The following is an 18038-nucleotide window of genomic DNA, read 5'->3' as shown; positions in this document are numbered from 1 at the left end:
TTTCGAGGCCGGAGGCCGGACCTGCGGGAGGGAGGGGCCCGGATGCTCAGGCACGCATACGGGACCGCCCCCGCATCGGGTCGAAGGCCCACCCCACCGCGACGAGCGCTCCCTCCACCACCAGGGCGAGCAGCGCCACGAGGAAGGCGCCCGCGACCACCTGCGGCGTGTTCTGCAGATTGAACCCGGCCGTGATGATCCGGCCCAGGCCGCCCTCGCCCGCCATCGCGGCGAGCGTCGCCGTGGCGACCACCTGCACGGCGGCCGACCGCACCCCCGTCATGATGAGGGGGTACGCCAGCGGCAGCTCGACCCGCCCGAAGACCTGACGGCCGCTCATCCCCATGCCGCGCGCGGCCTCGACCACCGAGCGGTCCACCTCGCGCATGCCGACGTACGCGTTCGTCAGGAGCGGCGGCACGGCGAACAGGACCAGGGCGATCAGCGTCGGCACGTCCCCGTGCTCCCCGAGCGGGGTGAGCGTGAGCAGGATGAGCACCGCGAGCGTCGGCACCGCGCGCCCCACGTTCGAGATGTTCACCGCGAGGGCGCCGCCCTTGCCGATGTGCCCGAGCAGCAGCGCGATCGGCAGCGCGATGGCGCACGACACGACGAGGCAGACGCCGCTGAAGTAGAGGTGCTCGGCGAGCCGGTGCCACACCCCCTTCTCGCCCTGCCAGTTGGCCGATGTGGTCAGCCATTCATAGGCACCGGATATCGCGTTCATACGGGCTCAGCCACCTTGCCCACACCGGGGGCCGCATCCGCCTTGCGCGCGAAACGGCTCGTACGTATGCGATGCGCCCGGGTCCACGGGGTGAGCAGGCGCTGGAGCGCGAGCAGCAGCAGGTCGGCCGCGAGCGCGAGCAGCACGCACAGCACCGACGCCGTGAGCACCTGGGCCTTGAACTGGGTGTCGAGGCCGTCGAGGATCATCGTGCCGAGACCGCCCTTGTCCACGATGGCGCCGACCGTGGTGAGCGCCACCGTCGAGACCGTCGTGATCCGTACGCCGGCGAGCAGCGAGGGCAGCGCCAGCGGCAGTTCGACCTCCCACAGCAGCCGCAGCGGGCCGTACCCCATGCCCTTGGCGGCTTCTCTGGCCTCCTCGGGCACCGCCCGCAGGCCCGCGAGGATGTTCCGCACGAGGATCGTGAGCGAGTACAGGACGAGGCCCGTGACCACGAGCGACGCGGACAGGCCGAAGAACGGGAGCAGCAGCGAGAACATCGCGAGCGACGGGATCGAGTACAACACCGTCGTCACGCCGAGGATCGGCGCGGCGAGGAACCGCCAGCGCCGCGCGAGCAGGGCGAGCGGCAGCGACACCGCCACGCCTATCGCCACGGACACCGCCGTGATGCCGACGTGCTGCACCGTCGCGTCGATCAACTCCTCACTGCGCGAGCGGACGTACTCACCGCAGATCCAGTCGTTCGTCACGAGACAGTTCCGCTTGCTCACCCGCCCCGCCTCCCCCGATTCCCCGAAGCCATGCCGATCGGACATGTGCTCCATCGCACACGTGCCCAAGCGCACACGTTCATCTGTCCCGCGACCCTAACGCCGAGCACTGACAATCGCCGAGACTCGTCGTGCGGGCGCAACACGGCCTTCACAGACGCGGGCGCACCATGGCCCTCTCAGCACACGCGCCACAATGGGGACTCATGATCCGGTTCGAGCATGTGACCAAGCGGTACGCGGACGGCACCACGGCCGTCGACGATCTGTCCTTCGAGGTCGGCGAGGGTGAACTGGTCACGCTCGTCGGCCCTTCGGGCTGCGGCAAGACCACGACGATGAAGATGGTGAACCGGCTCATCGAGCCCACCAGCGGGCGGATATTCCTCGATGGTGACGACATATCGGACATCGACCCGGTCCAACTGCGCCGCCGCATCGGCTACGTCATCCAGCAGGTCGGCCTGTTCCCGCACAAGACGGTCCTGGACAACACGGCGACCGTCCCGCACCTCCTCGGCGTCAAGCGCGCCAAGGCCCGTGAGCGCGCCGCCGAACTCCTCGACCTGGTCGGCCTCGACCCGTCGGTGTACGGCGAGCGCTACCCCGAGCAGCTCTCCGGCGGTCAGCGCCAACGCGTGGGCGTGGCCCGGGCGTTGGCGGCGGACCCGCCGGTGCTCCTGATGGACGAGCCGTTCGGCGCGGTCGACCCGGTGGTCCGCGAGCACCTGCAGAACGAGTTCCTCCGCCTCCAGCAGGCCGTGCGCAAGACCGTGTTGTTCGTCACGCACGACATCGAGGAGGCGGTCCGGCTCGGCGACCGCATCGCCGTCTACGGCCACGGCCGCATCGAGCAGTTCGACACCCCGTCGACCGTCCTCGGCGCGCCGGCCACGGAGTACGTCGCGGACTTCGTGGGGGCGGACCGGGGCCTGAAGCGCCTCTCGGTGACGCCGATCGAGGAGGGCGACCTGGAGCAGCCGCCGGTCGTGCACCTCGACGACACGCTGCCCAAGGAGCTCGACGCCCGCTGGGCCGTCGTCCTGGACGGCGAGAACAACCTGCACGGCTGGATCTCCACGGAGCACGCGCGCGTGGGCACCGGTACGGTCCGCGAGCACGCGCGGCGCATGGAGGCGTGGCTGCCGGTGGGCGCGAGCCTGAAGCAGGCGTTCTCCACGATGCTCCAGCACGACGCGGGGTGGATCGCCGTCATCGACGAGAACAGCGAGGGGCGCTTCCTCGGCGTCCTCACGCCCGCGCGGCTGCACGAGGCGCTGCGGCGCTCCACGGCGGCGGACGCGCTGGCCATCGCGCGCGACGAGGTCGAGCTGGAGAGTGTGGCTTCGGTCACGGGCAGCTGACCACAGGCGCCCGTGACCGGGTGTCGAAGACGGCTACCGCACGTCCGAGCCGCCGGTCAGGCGCTGGCTCAGCCACACCAGGGACGCCGGGATCTCCCGTCGCCACGTGTTGAAGTTGTGACCCCCGCTTTCGAGGATCATCGACGAGATGCGCGTCGGCGGCTTCACCTTGTCGATGAACTTCAGGGTGTCCTTGTAGTTGCCCTCGCCCTTCTTGCTGCTGCTCACCAGCAAGGAGGTCTTCGGCGGCGGCATGTGCTCCAGGTACCACATGAGGTTGGCCTGGTTCTCCAGGTCCTTGTCCCCGTGGAAGAGGTTGCCCGTGGTGACGTCCTGCGCGGCCTTGTAGTAGCCGGAGAGGCTCGCTCCTGCGCCGTACACGTCGGGGTGGTGCATCGCGAGCTTCAGCGCGCAGTAGCCGCCGGTGGAGTCGCCGATGATGCCCCAGGAGTCGGGCTTCTTGCCCGCGCGGTAGTGCTGGGTGATGGCGTCCGGCAGGTCGCGGGCGAAGAAGGTCTCCGACTGCGGGCCGCCGGGGATGTCCACGCACTCGGTGTCGCGCGGCGGTGCCACGGTCGGCCGGAGCATGACCAGGATCATCGGCTGCATCTTGCCCTGCCGGGCCTGCTTGTGGGCGGTCTGCGGGTAGTGCAGGCCCTTGATGAGCGCCTCGGCGGTGCCGGGGTAGCCGGTCAGGACGACGGACGAGGGGAAGGTGCGGTGGCGGTACTGCGGCTGGAAGTACTCCGGGGGCAGATAGACGTACGCCGGGCTGGCGATCTTCGAGTTCCGGCCCTGGACCTGGATCTTCTGGATCTGGCCGCCGACACGGGGCGTCTCGCCGCCGGGCACGTCCACGGTCTGGGTGTCGGTCACCTTGACCGGCCCCTTCTCGCCCTTGAGCACGTCGTGGTCCACGACGACTCCCTGCTCGGTCTCCTGACCGAGGAGGTCCGCCCAGCTGGCGTAGAACCCGAACGCCTGGTTGGTGTAGAGACCGATGGAGGCGAAGACCGCGACCTGCGTGGCGAGGAGCAGCCCGACGCGCCCGGTGACGGCGCGCCAACTGCGGCGTGCGAGCCGCGGCCACAGCCAGATCGTGCCGATGAACAGCAGCACGCCCAGTGCGATCGCGAGTGCCAGCACTTTGTTGCTCGTGAGACCCATGGGAAGATCCTGCCTGCGCTTTCTGCCTGTTCACTCCCGGGGGCCGGAAGGGCGGGCTCCGGACTCGGGTCAGAGCCCTGGCCCGGGTTTGGCCGGGGCTTTCCTCGGCCTTGCCATGCCTTTTCCGCCAGCTTTGAGCTGGTTTTCCGGTTCGGAGTGAACCCGTGTCCCCGAAGGACCGTCCTAGAGGGCGCAATATTGCCGGTTGCCGGTTTTGGCACCGGATCGAAGCTCTCTCGCGGAACTACGGGATGCGATGTCTGTCAGGATAGATGGGGAAATGTCGGGTGTGGTTCCAGAAGGCAAGGGTGGGCTGCGCCGCATCCTCCGCGGCCCCCGCCCCGAAGCCGTCCCCGCCCTGGTCGCCAGAGCCTGCGCGCTCGTAGGGCTCCTGAACGTGGCGGCGGGGGTGTTCCCCCGCTTCCGCCACAGCCGTTTGCATACGTTTGCCGAGGTCCTGCCCGGTCTGTTCGGGCCGTTCGCCGCCGCGCTCGCGCTCAGCTGCGGCGTGCTCCTGCTGCTCCTCGCGCACGGTCTGCGCCGCAACAAGCGCCGGGCGTGGCGCGCCGCCGTGGTGCTGCTGCCCCTGGGTGCCGTGGCGCAGTTCACATACCGGCACTCGTTCATCGGCGTGCTGATCCCGATCGCGCTGCTCGCGCTGCTGCTCCGGCACCGCAAGGAGTTCGCCGCGCTGCCCGACCCGCGCAGCCGCTGGCGGGCGCTCGCGAACTTCGTCGTCCTCGGCGCCGGCTCCCTCGCGCTCGGCCTGGTCATCGTCAGCGTGCACCCGGACAAGGTCGTGGGCGACCCCAGCATCTCCGAGCGCCTGATGCACGTCCTGTACGGCCTCTTCGGCGTCGAGGGGCCGGTCGACTACACCGGCCGCACCCCGTGGACCGTCGGCTTCTCGCTCGGCGCCCTGGGCCTGCTCACCGCCCTCACCACCATCTACCTGGCCTTCCGCCCGGAGCACCCGGCGGCGCGCCTCACCGAGGACGACGAGACCCGGCTTCGCGAACTGCTCGCCAAGCACGGCGGCCGCGACTCCCTCGGCCACTTCGCGCTGCGCCGCGACAAGGGCGTGGTGTTCTCGCCGAGCGGCAAGGCCGCGGTCACGTACCGCGTCGTGTCGGGCGTGATGCTGGCGTCCGGCGACCCCATCGGCGACGTCGAGGCCTGGCCCGGCGCGATCGAGCGCTTCATGGACGAGGCCAAGGCCCACTCCTGGACGCCCGCCGTCATGGGCTGCTCCGAGACCGGCGGCCAGGTGTGGACCCGCGAGACCGGACTCGACGCCCTGGAGCTGGGTGACGAGGCGGTGGTGGAGGTCGCGGATTTCTCCCTGTCCGGGCGCGCGATGCGCAACGTGCGCCAGATGGTCAAGCGGATCGAGCGCAATGGCTACGAGACGCGCGTACGGCGCATCCGTGACCTCGGCGAGCAGGAGCTTGAGCGCATCCAGCGGGCCGCCGACGACTGGCGGGGCACCGACACCGAGCGCGGCTTCTCCATGGCCCTCGGCCGCATCGGCGACCCGGCGGACGGCGACTGCCTGATCGCGACCGCCCACAAGACCGACGAACAGCCCGGCCCGTACGGCGACTTGAAGGCCGTGCTGCACTTCGTGCCGTGGGGCAAGGACGGCGTGTCGCTCGACCTGATGCGCCGCGACCGCAGCGCCGACCCGGGCATGAACGAGCTGCTCATCGTGGCCGCGCTGCAGGCCGCCCCGCAGCTCGGGGTCGCCCGCATGTCGCTGAACTTCGCGATGTTCCGCGCCGCCCTCGCCCGCGGCGAGAAGCTGGGCGCGGGCCCGGTCCTGCGGGCCTGGAGGGGACTGCTCGTCTTCCTCTCGCGCTGGTTCCAGATCGAGTCGCTGTACAAGTTCAACGCCAAGTTCCAGCCGCGCTGGGAGCCGCGTTTCGTGGTCTACCGCTCCAGCCGTGACCTCCCCCGGATCGGCTTCGCGGCCATGCAGGCGGAGGGCTTCGTGACCCTCGCGCTTCCGCGGTTCCTGCGCCGCCGCACCGCGGGGCCCCGTCCCTGCCCGCACCAGTCGGCGCGGTCGGCCGAGCAGCACGAGGTCCGTGCGGCGTAACACTCCCGCACACGGGCCTAGGCTGGAGGCATGAGTACGTTGCGCGGGCGGGGATCGGTCGAGGGGCTCCCCCAGTGGGACCGCTGTGCGGTCATGGGTGTCGTGAACGTGACTCCCGACTCCTTCTCCGACGGCGGCCGCTGGTTCGACACCACGGCCGCCGTCAAGCACGGCGTCGACCTGGTCGCCCAGGGCGCCGACCTGGTCGACGTGGGCGGCGAGTCGACCCGTCCGGGCGCCCCGCGCGTGGACGAGGACGAGGAACTGCGGCGCGTGGTGCCCGTGGTGCGGGGCCTGGCCGCCGAGGGCGTCACGGTGTCCGTGGACACCATGCGCGCCTCCGTGGCCCGCCAGGCGCTCGCCGCGGGCGCGGTGCTCGTGAACGACGTCTCCGGAGGGCTCGCCGACCCGGACATGGTCCCCGCGGTGGCCGCCGCGGGCGCGCCGTTCGTGGTGATGCACTGGCGCGGCTTCCTGACGGACCTGCACGCCGAGCCGCACTACGAGGACGTGGTCTCCGAAGTCGTCGACGAGCTCCACGCGCGCGTGGAGGCCGCGATCGCGGGCGGCATCGCCCCGGAGCGGATCGTCATCGATCCCGGCCTCGGCTTCTCCAAGAACGCCGAGCACGACCTGACGCTCCTGGCCCACCTGGAGAGCCTGCTCGGCCTCGGCCGCCCCGTGCTCGTCGCGGCGTCCCGCAAGCGGTTCCTCGGCCGGGTCCTCGCGGGCCCCGGCGGCTCGCCGCCCCCCGCCCGCGAGCGCGACGCGGCCACGGCCGCCGTCTCGGCGATCGCCGCGCGCCAGGGCGCCTGGGCGGTCCGGGTGCACGAGGTGCGGGCGACGGCGGACGCGGTCCGGGTGGCGCAGGCCGTGACGGACGCGGCACGGGGCGCCGCGGGCGCGGCCGGAGCGGCGGGCGCTCGGTGACACGCGCCAGAACGGACATCGAGCAGGTCGAAAGGGCGAACACCGCCTTCTACGAAGCACTGGAGCGCGGCGACTTCGACGCGGTCACGGACCTGTGGCTGGACCCGGCCGACCTCGTGGACGGCACCGGGAGCGGCGGCCCGTCGAGCCTGACCACCGCGCTCTCCCGGCTCCCCGTGGACCTGGAGGACGACGAGGACTCCGGGACCACCGGAGCCGCCGAGGCCGTCGGCCCAACGGCCGACGACAGCGACGACGGGGCGGACGACTTCGGCGACGACGGCTTCGGCGACGAGACCGAGGGCGCCGCCGCGATCTCCTGCGTCCACCCGGGCTGGCCGGTGCTCACCGGCCGCGGCGAGGTCCTGCGGTCGTACGCGCTGATCATGGCGAACACGGAGTACATCCAGTTCTTCCTCACCGACGTACGGGTCAGCGTGGCCGCGGACACGGCCCTGGTGACCTGCACGGAGAACATCCTCAGCGGCGGCCCCGCGCCCCGCGACGGCGACGAGCTCGGCCCCCTCGTCGGACAGCTCGTGGTCGCCACGAACGTGTTCCGGCGCACCTGTGACGGCTGGAAGCTGTGGTCGCACCACGCGTCGCCCGTGCTCGCCGAATCCGGTGACGACGAGGACGACGAGACCCCCTCCTGAGGGAGTGCGGTCCGGCGCCGAGTGGGTAGGGGCACCGGCGAACGTCGGCGGCGGGGCCGTCCGGCAGCCCCGCGGGCGAACGCTGTCGGTGCCCGCAGGTAGATTCGAATGTGGCTGGGGTGCCGACCGCACTCGGCAGGGACCGGCCGTACCGACGACTGTCAGGAGTGATTCGCGTGGATCGTGTCGCGCTGCGCGGCCTCAAGGCCCGCGGGCACCACGGTGTCTATCCGCGGGAGCGCGAAGAGGGCCAGACCTTCATCGTGGACCTGGTGCTTGGTCTGGACACCCGTGCGGCCGCCGCCGACGACGACCTGGCGAAGACCGTGCACTACGGCATCGTGGCGGAGGAGGTCGTGGCCGTCGTGGAGGGCGAGCCGGTGAATCTCATCGAGACGCTCTCCGAGCGCATCGCCCAGGCCTGCCTGAAGCACGAGGGCGTCCTGGAGGTCGAGGTCACCGTGCACAAGCCGGACGCCCCGATCACCGTCCCGTTCGACGACGTGACCGTCACCATCACCCGGAGCCGCGTATGACCCCCCACAGCGACCCCACCGTCCAGCCGGTACCCGCCTCCGTCGTGGAGCAGGTGGACGCCGCCGACACCACGCTCTCCAACCCCCACCGCGCCGTGCTCTCCCTCGGGGCGAACCTGGGCAACCGCCTGGAGACCCTCCAGGGAGCCGTCGACGCCCTGGAGGACACCCCGGGCCTGCGCGTCAAGGCCGTCTCTCCCGTGTACGAGACGGAGCCCTGGGGCGTCGAGCCCGGCTCGCAGCCGGCGTACTTCAACGCGGTGGTGGTCGTGAAGACCACGCTCCCCCCGGCCTCGCTCCTGGAGCGCGCGCAGGCCGTCGAGGAGGCCTTCCACCGCGTCCGTGACGAGCGCTGGGGCGCGCGCACGCTGGACGTCGACATCGTCGCGTACGCCGACGTCGTCTCGGACGACCCGGCGCTCACCCTGCCGCATCCGCGCGCGCACGAGCGGGCCTTCGTGCTCGCCCCGTGGCACGACGTGGAGCCGGAGGCACGGCTCACCGGCCGCGGCCCGGTCGCGGACCTGCTCGCGAGCGTCACCCGCGAAGGCGTCACGCCGCGCGCCGACCTGGAACTCCGCCTGCCCGAGTAGTCGTTAGGGTCTACCGAGAAGGCTGAAGCGGGACAGAGGCAAAAAGGGGCGACCTCCGGAATGAAGCAACTGCGCGTGAGGACGCTGGCGGGCCTCTTCGTCGTCGCCGGGGTGCTCTCCTGGGCGGGCGCCCGGCTGTGGAACTCCGTGGGCACGCTGCCGCGCGTGCCCCTCGCCGCGCCCATCGTCCTCGCCGTGATCGCCGTGGTGCTCCTCGCCACGGCGATCTCGCTGCGCGCCCGGCTGCGGGCCCAGCGCGAGCGGCGGCCCGGTGCCAAGGGCGTCGAGCCGCTGATGGCGGCCCGCGCGGTGGTCTTCGGCCAGGCGAGCGCCCTGGTCGCGGCCCTGGTCTGCGGGATGTACGGCGGCGTGGGCGCCTTCATGCTCGAGTTCCTCGACATCCCCGACCGCCGCGACCAGGCGTACTACGCGGGCTTCTCGGTGCTCGCGGGCATCGGCGTGATAGCGGCCGCGTTCTTCCTGGAGCGCGTGTGCAAGCTGCCGGAGAACGGCGACGACGAACACGGCGGCGCGGCCCCTGCGGCCTGACCCACTCCCCGAGGCACCCCGGCGCTCGCCTGGACCACGGCCGCCTGCCCGGACCACAGCGGCCCGGCTGTCCCGGCGGCGTGACACGGACACGATCAACCGGGCCCCGCAAGCACGCCCCCCCGAGGCGCACCAGCGCTCCCTCAGGCCCCGCCAGGCCCCCCGAGCGCACCCCGATCGCACCCCGAGGCCCCACAGCGCCTCACAGGCCCCACAGACGCCCGCGGCCCTCCGCAGGAGCTCCCGCTCCCCCGGAGGGCCGTTATGCCGTGTACGGGCCTCTCAGCCGCCTCAGCGCGCCAGTATCAGGCTCATCGCCTCGGCCCGCGTCGTCGCGTCCCGGAGCTGACCGCGCACCGCCGACGTCGTGGTCTTGGCGCCGGGCTTGCGGATGCCGCGCACCGACATGCACATGTGCTCGGCCTCCACCACGACGATCGCGCCGCGCGCTTCGAGGATGCGCATCAGGGAGTCGGCGATCTGCGTGGTCAGCCGCTCCTGGACCTGCGGGCGGCGGGCGTACACATCGACGAGGCGGGCCAGCTTCGACAGGCCCGTGATCTTGCCGGAGTCCGCGGGGATGTACCCGACGTGCGCCACGCCGTGGAACGGCAGCAGGTGGTGCTCGCAGAGGCTGACGATCTCGATGTCCTTCACCAGGACCATCTCGTCGTGGCCCAGGTCGAACGTGGTCGTCAGGACGTCCTCGGGCTCCTGGCGGAGCCCGGAGAGTATCTCCCGGTAGGCGCGCGCCACCCGGGCCGGAGTCTCGCGCAGGCCTTCGCGATCCGGGTCCTCGCCGACCGCGATCAGCAGCTCCCGCACGGCGTTCTCGGCCCGCTTCTCGTCGAACTCGCCGATCGAGCCCTCGCCGGCCAGCGTCACGGGGTCGGTCATCTGTGCCTCGTTCCTGGTTCCTGGTACTTGCGGACGGCCGAAAAGAGCCGTGCCCCCCAGGCTAGAACCAGGGGGGCACGGCATCCATTCCGGGCCTGCTGAGGCGCGCGGGATCAGCTCTCGGGGCGGTCCTCGGGAGCCACCTCAAGGGACTTGGTCTCACCGCTGGAGCCGCTGGAACCGCTGGAGGCGGTCACCGCGGGGGTGGCGCCGTTCGCACCGTTCGTCAGGGACAGCTCCTTGGGCGAGAGCACCGGCGGGCGGGTCGACGGCGTGCGCCGCGTGGAACCCGTCCAGGCCGGGCGGGCCGGGCGCTTGACGATCGGGGCGAAGACCTCGGCGATCTCCTCCTTGCCGAGGGTCTCCTTCTCGAGCAGCGCGAGGACCAGATTGTCCAGGACGTCGCGGTTCTCGACGAGGATTTCCCAGGCCTCGTTGTGCGCGGTCTCGATGAGCTTCTTGACCTCTTCGTCGACCAGCGCCGCGACCTCTTCCGAGTAGTCCCGCTGGTGCGCCATCTCGCGCCCGAGGAACGGCTCGGTGTTGTCGCCGCCGAACTTGATCGCGCCCAGCCGCTCGGTCATGCCGTACTGCGTGACCATCGCGCGGGCCGTGGCGGTGGCCTTCTCGATGTCGTTCGCCGCACCGGTGGTCGGGTCGTGGAAGACGAGCTCCTCCGCCGCGCGGCCGCCCAGCATGTAGGCCAGCTGGTCCAGCATCTCGTTGCGCGTGGTGGAGTACTTGTCCTCGTCCGGGAGGACCATCGTGTAGCCGAGGGCGCGGCCGCGGGACAGGATCGTGATCTTGTGCACCGGGTCGGAGTTCGGGGAAGCCGCCGCGACCAGGGCGTGTCCGCCCTCGTGGTACGCGGTGATCTTCTTCTCCTTGTCGGACATGATCCGGGTCCGCTTCTGCGGGCCCGCCACGACGCGGTCGATGGCCTCGTCCAGCATGTGGTTGTCGATGAGCTTCTTGTCGCTGCGGGCCGTGAGCAGCGCCGCCTCGTTCAGCACGTTGCTCAGGTCCGCGCCGGTGAAGCCCGGGGTGCGACGGGCGACCGCCGCGAGGTCGACGTCCGGGGCGACCGGCTTGCCCTTCTGGTGAACCTTGAGGATCTCCAGACGGCCCAGCATGTCCGGACGGTCGACGGCGATCTGCCGGTCGAAGCGGCCGGGGCGCAGGAGGGCCGGGTCGAGGATGTCCGGGCGGTTCGTGGCGGCGATCAGGATGACGCCGCCCTTCACGTCGAAGCCGTCCATCTCGACGAGCAGCTGGTTGAGCGTCTGCTCGCGCTCGTCGTGACCGCCGCCGAGCCCGGCGCCGCGGTGGCGGCCGACGGCGTCGATCTCGTCGACGAAGACGATCGCCGGGGCGTTCGCCTTGGCCTGCTCGAAGAGGTCACGGACACGGGAGGCACCGACACCGACGAACATCTCGACGAAGTCGGAACCCGAGATCGAGTAGAACGGGACGCCCGCCTCGCCCGCGACGGCGCGCGCGAGCAGGGTCTTGCCCGTACCGGGCGGGCCGTACAGCAGCACGCCCTTGGGGATCTTGGCGCCGACGGCCTGGAACTTGGCGGGCTCCTGGAGGAACTCCTTGATCTCGTGGAGCTCCTCGACCGCCTCGTCCGAACCGGCGACGTCGGCGAACGTCGTCTTGGGGGTGTCCTTGGTGATGAGCTTCGCCTTGGACTTGCCGAAGTTCATGACCCGGCTGCCGCCGCCCTGCATCTGATTCATCAGGAACAGGAAGACGACGACGATCAGGACGAAGGGGAGGAGGGACAGCAGGATGCCGACGAAGGGGTTCTGCTTCGACGGGGAGACGGTGTAACCGTCGGGGATCTGCTTGTCCTCGTACTTGGCCTGCAGGGACTTGGCGATCTCGACGCCCTGGTCGCCGATGTAGCTCGCCTGGACCTTGCTGCCGCCCTTGACCTTCTGGCCGTCCTTCAGCTCGACCTTGATGGTGTGGTCATCGCCGGTGGTGAGCTTGGCCGACTTGACCTTGTTCTCGTCGATGGCCTGCACGACCTGGCCGGTGTCCACTGTCTTGTAGCCGCCGCCCGAACCGACGACCTGCATCAACACGACCACGGCAAGGACGGCCAGGACGATCCACATGACTGGCCCACGGAAGTATCGCTTCACGTCCATCCACACGGAGCGATGACGCTCCGTACCTCCTGCCATAGTGAGTTTGATAAAAGACTGTTCTTCGGACGGTACCCCAGCATTGTGACCCGAAGCCGCACGGGACTGCTGGCAATCCGGCCTTCGCATGCTCCAACGGCGGGAAACGGCTGGGGGTTCCCGGGCGTCTTACGCCGCCCGGGCCACCCCGCGCAACTCGAGCGCCGTCAGCCGCCGTACACGTGCGGGGCGAGGGTGCCCACGAACGGCAGATTGCGGTACTTCTCCGCGTAGTCCAGGCCGTACCCGACGACGAACTCGTTCGGGATGTCGAAGCCGACCCACTCGACGTCGATCGCGACCTTCGCGGCCTCCGGCTTGCGCAGCAGCGTGCACACCTTGAGGGACGCGGGCTCGCGCGAGCCGAGGTTGGACAGCAGCCAGGACAGGGTCAGGCCGGAGTCGATGATGTCCTCGACGATCAGGACGTGCTTGCCCTTGATGTCGGTGTCGAGGTCCTTGAGGATCCGGACCACGCCGGAGGACTGGGTGCCCGCGCCGTACGACGACACGGCCATCCAGTCCATGGTGACCGGGGTGGACAGGGCGCGAGCCAGGTCCGCCATGACCATGACGGCGCCCTTCAGCACGCCGACGATGAGCAGGTCCTTGCCCGCGTACTCCGCGTCGATCTTCGCGGCCAGCTCAGCCAGCTTCGCGTCGATCTCTTCCTTGGTGATGAGCACCGACTGGAGGTCGGTGCCCATGTCTTTCGCGTCCACCCGCATCACTTTCGGTCGTCCCACCGGCCCGCGGAGAAGAGTCGGGAAAACAGCTGGAACCAGTTGCCACCGGTCTTCCGCGTCAGCCTTGCCGGATCACCAGTCTGCCACCCTGCCGCTGGGCGACGACTTTGCCCGGGAGATTGATGGCCCCCTGACCGCGCCATCCGGTGATGAGCCGGTCGACCTCTTCGATGTGCCGGGCGAACAGCGCGCCCGCCGGGGCACCGGCCTCGATGGCCGCCCGCCGCACGATGCGGCGGCGCACCGCGGGCGGGAGGGCGAAGAGCTTCGCGCACTCCAGGCGGCCGGACGCGTCCCGTACGGACGCCTCGGCCTGGGCGGCCCAGGAGTCCAGCGCGTCGGCGTCGTCCCGGGAGAGCTGGGCCGTCCGGGCGAGGGCCTCCACGACGCCCTTGCCGAGCGCCTTCTCCAGGGCGGGCAGGCCCTCGTGGCGCAGGCGGGAGCGGGTGTAGGCCGGGTCCGCGTTGTGCGGGTCGTCCCAGACCGGCAGGGACTGGACCATGCACGCCTTGCGCGCGGTCTGCCGGTCGATGTGCAGGAACGGCCGCCGGTAGCGGCCGTGGGTGCCGGACACGGCGGCCATGCCGGACAGGGAGCGGATGCCGGAGCCGCGCGCGAGACCGAGCAGGACCGTCTCGGCCTGGTCGTCGCGGGTGTGCCCGAGCAGCACGGCGGCGGCGCCGTGGCGGTCGGCGACGGCGTCCAGGGCCGCGTACCGGGCGTCGCGGGCGGCGGCCTCCGGGCCGCCGTCGCGGCCCACCGACACGGCGAGCGACTCGACCGGGCCGAGGCCGAGTGCGGTCATGCGCGCGACGACCTCGGCGGCACGCAGGTCGGAGCCCGCCTGCAGACCGTGGTCGACGGTGACGGCACCGGCGCGGATGCCCAGCTTCGGGGCCTCGAAGGCGAGCGCGGAAGCGAGCGCCATGGAGTCGGCGCCGCCCGAGCACGCCACGAGCACGAGCGGCGAGGGGGGCGGCTCGTGTGCGGGGAGTGCCGGGTGTGGGGTCTGGAAGGCGTGCGCGTCTACGTGGGGGGCGTGCAGGGAGTCGAGTTCGCGCTGGGCGGCGACGTCGGTCAGTACGTCGTGGAGTACGCGGCGGACCGCCAGGCGTATCGCCGCGACCGCAGGATGGGGACCCATTCCGGTTGGTTCCCTTCATGAAGTTCGGGGGGTGAGCCTCGGGGCTGTCACTCAGCGCCCTCGCGTGGGGGTCGCGAGGTACGGATCCCATGATCCCCACACAATCGGTCACTGAGAGTGTGTCGATGGTGACAGAACCGAGCCGTTACCCGAGCATTGCACGCCTACCCATGCCCCACGGTCCCTCGGACGGGTGATAACGGGGGCGTTCTCCTGCCGTCAGCCGCATCTGTTCGCTCAGTCTGCCTTACGGTGCACCCGCGCGACCCAGTCCGCTGGTTTGGCGATCTCCGCCTTGGTGGGAAGCGTGTTCGGAGATGTCCACACGCGGTTGAAGCCGTCCATGCCGACCTCGTCGACGACCGCCCGCACGAAGCGCTCCCCGTCGCGGTACTGCCGCAGCTTGGCGTCCAGGCCGAGGAGCTTGCGCAGCGCCTGGTCCAGACGGCTCGCACCGCGCTGGCGGCGCTCCTTGAACTTCTCCCGGATCTCGCCGACGGACGGCACGACACCGGGCCCGACACCGTCCATCACGTAGTCCGCGTGGCCCTCCAGGAGCGACATCACGGCCGTCAGACGGGCCAGGATCTCGCGCTGCGTGGGCGTCTGCACCAGGTCCACGAAGGAGCGGCCCCCGTCGTCCTCCTCGGCCTCGGGACGGCCGCCCGCGAGGCTCTGCGCGGCCTCCCTGATGCGCTCCAGGACGGTCATCGGGTCCACCTCGGTCTCCCCGAGGAACGCCTGGATCTCACCCTCCAGGTGATCGCGCAGCCACGGCACGGACGAGAACTGGGTGCGATGCGTCTCCTCGTGCAGGCACACCCAGAGGCGGAAGTCGTGCGGGTCGACGTCCAGTTCGCGCTCCACGTGCACGATGTTCGGTGCCACGAGGAGGAGCCTGCCGCCGCCGTTCGCCCCGGCGGGCAGTTCGCGGGTGGCCGGGGCGAAGGTCTCGTACTGGCCGAGGACCCGGGAAGCGAGGAAGGAGAGCAGCATGCCGAGCTCCACGCCCGTCACCTTGCCGCCGACCGCGCCCAGGACGGCGCCGCCCGGGCCGCCGCCGCGCCGGTCCTTCATCTTCTCCAGGAGGGGCTTGAGGACCTCGCGGAACCCGGCCACGTTCGCCCGGACCCAGCCCGCGCGGTCGACCACGAGCACGGGCGTGTCATGGGTCTCCTCCGTCCCCATCCTGGTGAAGGAACGGACGTGCTCCTCCGAGGACTTGGCGTGCCTGCGCAGCTCCGCGACCACGGCGCGGGCCTCGTCCCGGCTCACCTCCGGGCCCGGCCGCACGAGCCGGGTCGCGGTCGCCACCGCGAGATTCCAGTCGACCATCTCCGCACCACCGAGGCTCGTCATGTGTCAACGGTACGTGGTCGACCGCGCGCGCGTACCGGGTTGGGGCGCCCTTCAGCCGGGCTCGCGGCCCGGTGCCGGGGCCTTGGGACACCGCTACGGAGTACAGCCGCAGGCGGCCGTCGCCGAGGCCATGGCGTCCAGGGCCGCCTGGGCCCCCACCGCGTCCGTCGTGCCGGTCGTCATGAAGGCGAAGGCCAGGAGCCGCCCGTCGGCGGTGACGACCGTGCCGGCCAGGGCGTTGACGCCGGTGAGCGTGCCGGTCTTGGCGCGGACCAGACCCGTGCCCGGCGACCCCTTCGGATAGCGGTCGACGAGGGTGCCGGTGAAGCCCGCGACGGGCAGCCCGGTGACCACCGAGCGCAGCTCCGGGTGGTCGCGGTCGGCGGCGCGGGCGAGCAGCGCGGCCAGGAGGTCCCCGCTGAGCCGGTCCGCGCGGTCGAGGCCGCTGCCGTCGGCGAACTTCGCCCCCGCCAAGGGGAGGTCGAGCTTCTTCAGCCGGGCGCGGATCGCCTTGGAGCCGCCGGCGAAGCTCGGCCGCTCCCCGCTCGCCCGGGCGGTCTCGCGCGCGAGGGCCTCGGCGATGTCGTTGTCGCTGTGGGTCAGCATGCGCTCGACGAGCACGGAGAGGGCGGGCGAGGAGGTCCGCGCGAGCTTGCCCGCGCGGGCGGAGGCCTTGGCCGGGCCGGGGTCGCCCTTCACGTCGACGCCCCGCTCGCGCAGCAGGTCCGCGAACTTCCGCGCCGCGTCCGCCGCCGGGTCCGTGCTGCGCGGGGCGGGGCCCGACGTGGAGTCGTCGAGGCGGCCCTCGTCGGCCATGAGGGAGCTGACCGGCGTGATGTTCTCGTTCGGGCCGATGGGGTGCTGCGCGGGCCCCGCGTACCGGGAGGTGTCGTAGGAGAGCGTCACCCGGCCCTTGGTGCCGCGCTTCTTCAGGGCGCGGGCCGTGTCGTCGGCCAGATCGCGCAGGCTGGCGAAGCCCGTGACGTACCGGCCGTCCTTGCGCGCGGTCAGCGTCGGGTCGCCGCCGCCGACGAGGACGACCTCGCGGGAGCCGGGTTCCAGGACGGTCCGCGTGCTGAGCCGGTGGTCGGGGCCCACGGCCGAGAGCGCGGCCACCGCCGTGGCGATCTTCGTGGTGGAGGCGGGCGTCAGGGCGTCGCCCGCGCGCTCGCCGTACAGGCGCTTGCCGGAGGCGACGTCGACGACGACCGCGGAGCGCTCGGGGCCGAGTGCCCGGTCCTTCAGGACCGGCTCCAGGACGTCGGAGAGCGCCTTGCCGCCCGGCTTCGCGCGGGCGGGGGCGCCGAGCCCGGCGAGCACGGCCGGGGCGCTCGGCGCCGCCCCGGGGCCCCCCGAACCCGGAAAGCCGAGGTGATCTGCGCCACCCCCGGCCTCCTGAGAGGCGGCGGAGCGACGCTCCGCCGTACGCTGACCGGAGGAGTCCCAGGGCCCGGCCGCGGTGACCGCCACGGCCGCGACGGCGAGGCCCACGGCGGCGGAGCCCGTCGTGACCTGCCATGTCTTGGCTGTCCGGAGTTGCCCGGCAGGCTTGACGGCAAGCCGCCGCAGCAGCGGCAGCGGCCGCCGAAGCCACCGCCAAGTCACGTGCTCGTCCACGACGACCTGCCCCTTTCGCGATCACACATCTGCGTGAGGGACACTTAACCACCCGAAGTATGTGCTGATCATGGAGGAGCCACCCGTGGAGTTCGACGTCACCATCGAGATTCCGAAGGGTTCGCGGAACAAGTACGAGGTCGACCACGAGACCGGCCGTATCCGCCTGGACCGTCGACTCTTCACGTCCACCAGCTACCCGGCTGACTACGGCTTCGTGGAGAACACCCTCGGCGAGGACGGCGACCCGCTGGACGCACTGGTCATTCTTGACGAGCCGACCTTCCCGGGCTGCCTCATCAAGTGCCGCGCGATCGGCATGTTCCGGATGACCGACGAGGCGGGCGGCGACGACAAGCTGCTGTGCGTCCCGGCCTCCGACCCGCGCGTCGAGCACCTGCGCGACATCCACCACGTGTCCGAGTTCGACCGCCTGGAGATCCAGCACTTCTTCGAGGTCTACAAGGACCTGGAGCCGGGCAAGTCCGTCGAGGGCGCCGACTGGGTCGGCCGTGCCGACGCCGAGGCCGAGATCGAGGCCTCGTACAAGCGCTTCCAGAGCAACGGCGGCCACTGAGCCTCACGCGTACGAACGGGCCGTGTGACCCCTCCTGGGGCCACACGGCCCCTTTGTGCGCCCGGACGCATACTGAGACGAGCAAAAGCGGCAAGGATCAATCACAGCAACCATCAATTGAGAAACCCCAACGGCGGGTGACCACA

General features: G+C 71.2%; 17 protein-coding genes. 8 read left to right on the top strand and 9 right to left on the bottom strand.

Annotation, left to right across the window (positions count from 1 at the left end; translation table 11 throughout):
* Window positions 1-46 precede the first annotated feature (46 nt).
* Window positions 47-727 (bottom strand): ABC transporter permease, encoded by a 681-nt coding sequence (locus CP982_RS23650; RefSeq protein WP_150512357.1) that lies wholly within the window; start codon window positions 725-727, stop codon window positions 47-49.
* Window positions 724-1464, bottom strand: coding sequence for an ABC transporter permease (locus CP982_RS23645; RefSeq protein WP_150512356.1), 741 nt, complete (start codon window positions 1462-1464; stop codon window positions 724-726). The genes CP982_RS23650 and CP982_RS23645 overlap by 4 nt, the downstream gene beginning before the upstream one ends.
* Before the next feature lie 206 nt (window positions 1465-1670).
* On the opposite strand from CP982_RS23645, the gene CP982_RS23640 reads away from it, so the two are divergent.
* A complete protein-coding gene (locus CP982_RS23640; RefSeq protein WP_150512355.1) occupies window positions 1671-2828 on the top strand; it encodes an ABC transporter ATP-binding protein in 1158 nt (385 codons plus the stop codon).
* 33 nt (window positions 2829-2861) lie between these two features.
* Here the strand turns inward: CP982_RS23640 and CP982_RS23635 are convergent, their stop codons facing one another.
* Complete coding sequence (locus CP982_RS23635) at window positions 2862-3995, bottom strand: alpha/beta hydrolase (protein ID WP_150512354.1); 1134 nt, start codon at window positions 3993-3995, stop codon at window positions 2862-2864.
* Window positions 3996-4275: 280 nt separating this feature from the next.
* Here CP982_RS23635 and CP982_RS23630 point away from each other — a divergent pair, with 280 nt between their 5' ends.
* The 6 genes from CP982_RS23630 to CP982_RS23600 all read left to right on the top strand — a co-directional run bounded on the left by CP982_RS23630 (window position 4276) and on the right by CP982_RS23600 (window position 9357).
* On the top strand, window positions 4276-6093 hold the full coding sequence (locus tag CP982_RS23630) for a phosphatidylglycerol lysyltransferase domain-containing protein (RefSeq protein WP_150512353.1): 1818 nt from the start codon (window positions 4276-4278) through the stop codon (window positions 6091-6093).
* Between the two features lie 30 nt (window positions 6094-6123).
* On the top strand, window positions 6124-7023 hold the full coding sequence (folP, locus tag CP982_RS23625) for a dihydropteroate synthase (protein ID WP_150512352.1): 900 nt from the start codon (window positions 6124-6126) through the stop codon (window positions 7021-7023).
* Entirely contained in the window at window positions 7020-7679 is a 660-nt protein-coding gene (locus CP982_RS23615) for a nuclear transport factor 2 family protein (protein ID WP_229878969.1), read from the top strand. The genes folP and CP982_RS23615 overlap by 4 nt, the downstream gene beginning before the upstream one ends.
* A 176-nt stretch (window positions 7680-7855) precedes the next feature.
* Window positions 7856-8215 (top strand): dihydroneopterin aldolase, encoded by a 360-nt coding sequence (folB, locus tag CP982_RS23610; RefSeq protein WP_030679955.1) that lies wholly within the window; start codon window positions 7856-7858, stop codon window positions 8213-8215.
* Window positions 8212-8808: a 2-amino-4-hydroxy-6-hydroxymethyldihydropteridine diphosphokinase gene (folK, locus tag CP982_RS23605; RefSeq protein ID WP_150512351.1), complete on the top strand. Its 597-nt coding sequence runs from the start codon at window positions 8212-8214 to the stop codon at window positions 8806-8808. Before folB ends, folK begins: the two co-directional genes overlap by 4 nt.
* A 60-nt stretch (window positions 8809-8868) precedes the next feature.
* Complete coding sequence (locus CP982_RS23600; protein WP_150512350.1) at window positions 8869-9357, top strand: DUF3180 domain-containing protein; 489 nt, start codon at window positions 8869-8871, stop codon at window positions 9355-9357.
* Window positions 9358-9648: 291 nt separating this feature from the next.
* Here the strand turns inward: CP982_RS23600 and folE are convergent, their stop codons facing one another.
* The 6 genes from folE to dacB all read right to left on the bottom strand — a co-directional run bounded on the left by folE (window position 9649) and on the right by dacB (window position 17315).
* Window positions 9649-10254, bottom strand: a complete 606-nt coding sequence (gene folE / locus CP982_RS23595) for a GTP cyclohydrolase I FolE (RefSeq protein ID WP_150512349.1) — start codon at window positions 10252-10254, stop codon at window positions 9649-9651.
* A gap of 113 nt (window positions 10255-10367) precedes the next feature.
* A complete protein-coding gene (gene ftsH, locus CP982_RS23590) occupies window positions 10368-12413 on the bottom strand; it encodes an ATP-dependent zinc metalloprotease FtsH (RefSeq protein WP_144320226.1) in 2046 nt (681 codons plus the stop codon).
* Between the two features lie 203 nt (window positions 12414-12616).
* Window positions 12617-13177: a hypoxanthine phosphoribosyltransferase gene (hpt, locus tag CP982_RS23585; RefSeq protein ID WP_030679974.1), complete on the bottom strand. Its 561-nt coding sequence runs from the start codon at window positions 13175-13177 to the stop codon at window positions 12617-12619.
* Between the two features lie 76 nt (window positions 13178-13253).
* Window positions 13254-14339 (bottom strand): tRNA lysidine(34) synthetase TilS, encoded by a 1086-nt coding sequence (gene tilS, locus CP982_RS23580; protein ID WP_150512348.1) that lies wholly within the window; start codon window positions 14337-14339, stop codon window positions 13254-13256.
* A 237-nt stretch (window positions 14340-14576) separates the two neighbouring features.
* Entirely contained in the window at window positions 14577-15698 is a 1122-nt protein-coding gene (locus CP982_RS23575) for a zinc-dependent metalloprotease (protein ID WP_030679978.1), read from the bottom strand.
* A gap of 93 nt (window positions 15699-15791) precedes the next feature.
* Window positions 15792-17315, bottom strand: a complete 1524-nt coding sequence (gene dacB / locus CP982_RS23570; protein ID WP_150512347.1) for a D-alanyl-D-alanine carboxypeptidase/D-alanyl-D-alanine endopeptidase — start codon at window positions 17313-17315, stop codon at window positions 15792-15794.
* A gap of 85 nt (window positions 17316-17400) precedes the next feature.
* Between dacB and CP982_RS23565 the strand changes: the two genes are divergently transcribed.
* A complete protein-coding gene (locus CP982_RS23565) occupies window positions 17401-17892 on the top strand; it encodes an inorganic diphosphatase (RefSeq protein ID WP_138966881.1) in 492 nt (163 codons plus the stop codon).
* Window positions 17893-18038: the final 146 nt, after the last annotated feature.

The sequence above is a fragment of the Streptomyces spectabilis genome (assembly GCF_008704795.1).
GTDB lineage: Bacteria > Actinomycetota > Actinomycetes > Streptomycetales > Streptomycetaceae > Streptomyces > Streptomyces spectabilis.
Note: the sequence above shows the minus strand (reverse complement) of the source record. Positions and strands in the feature narration are given on the sequence as shown.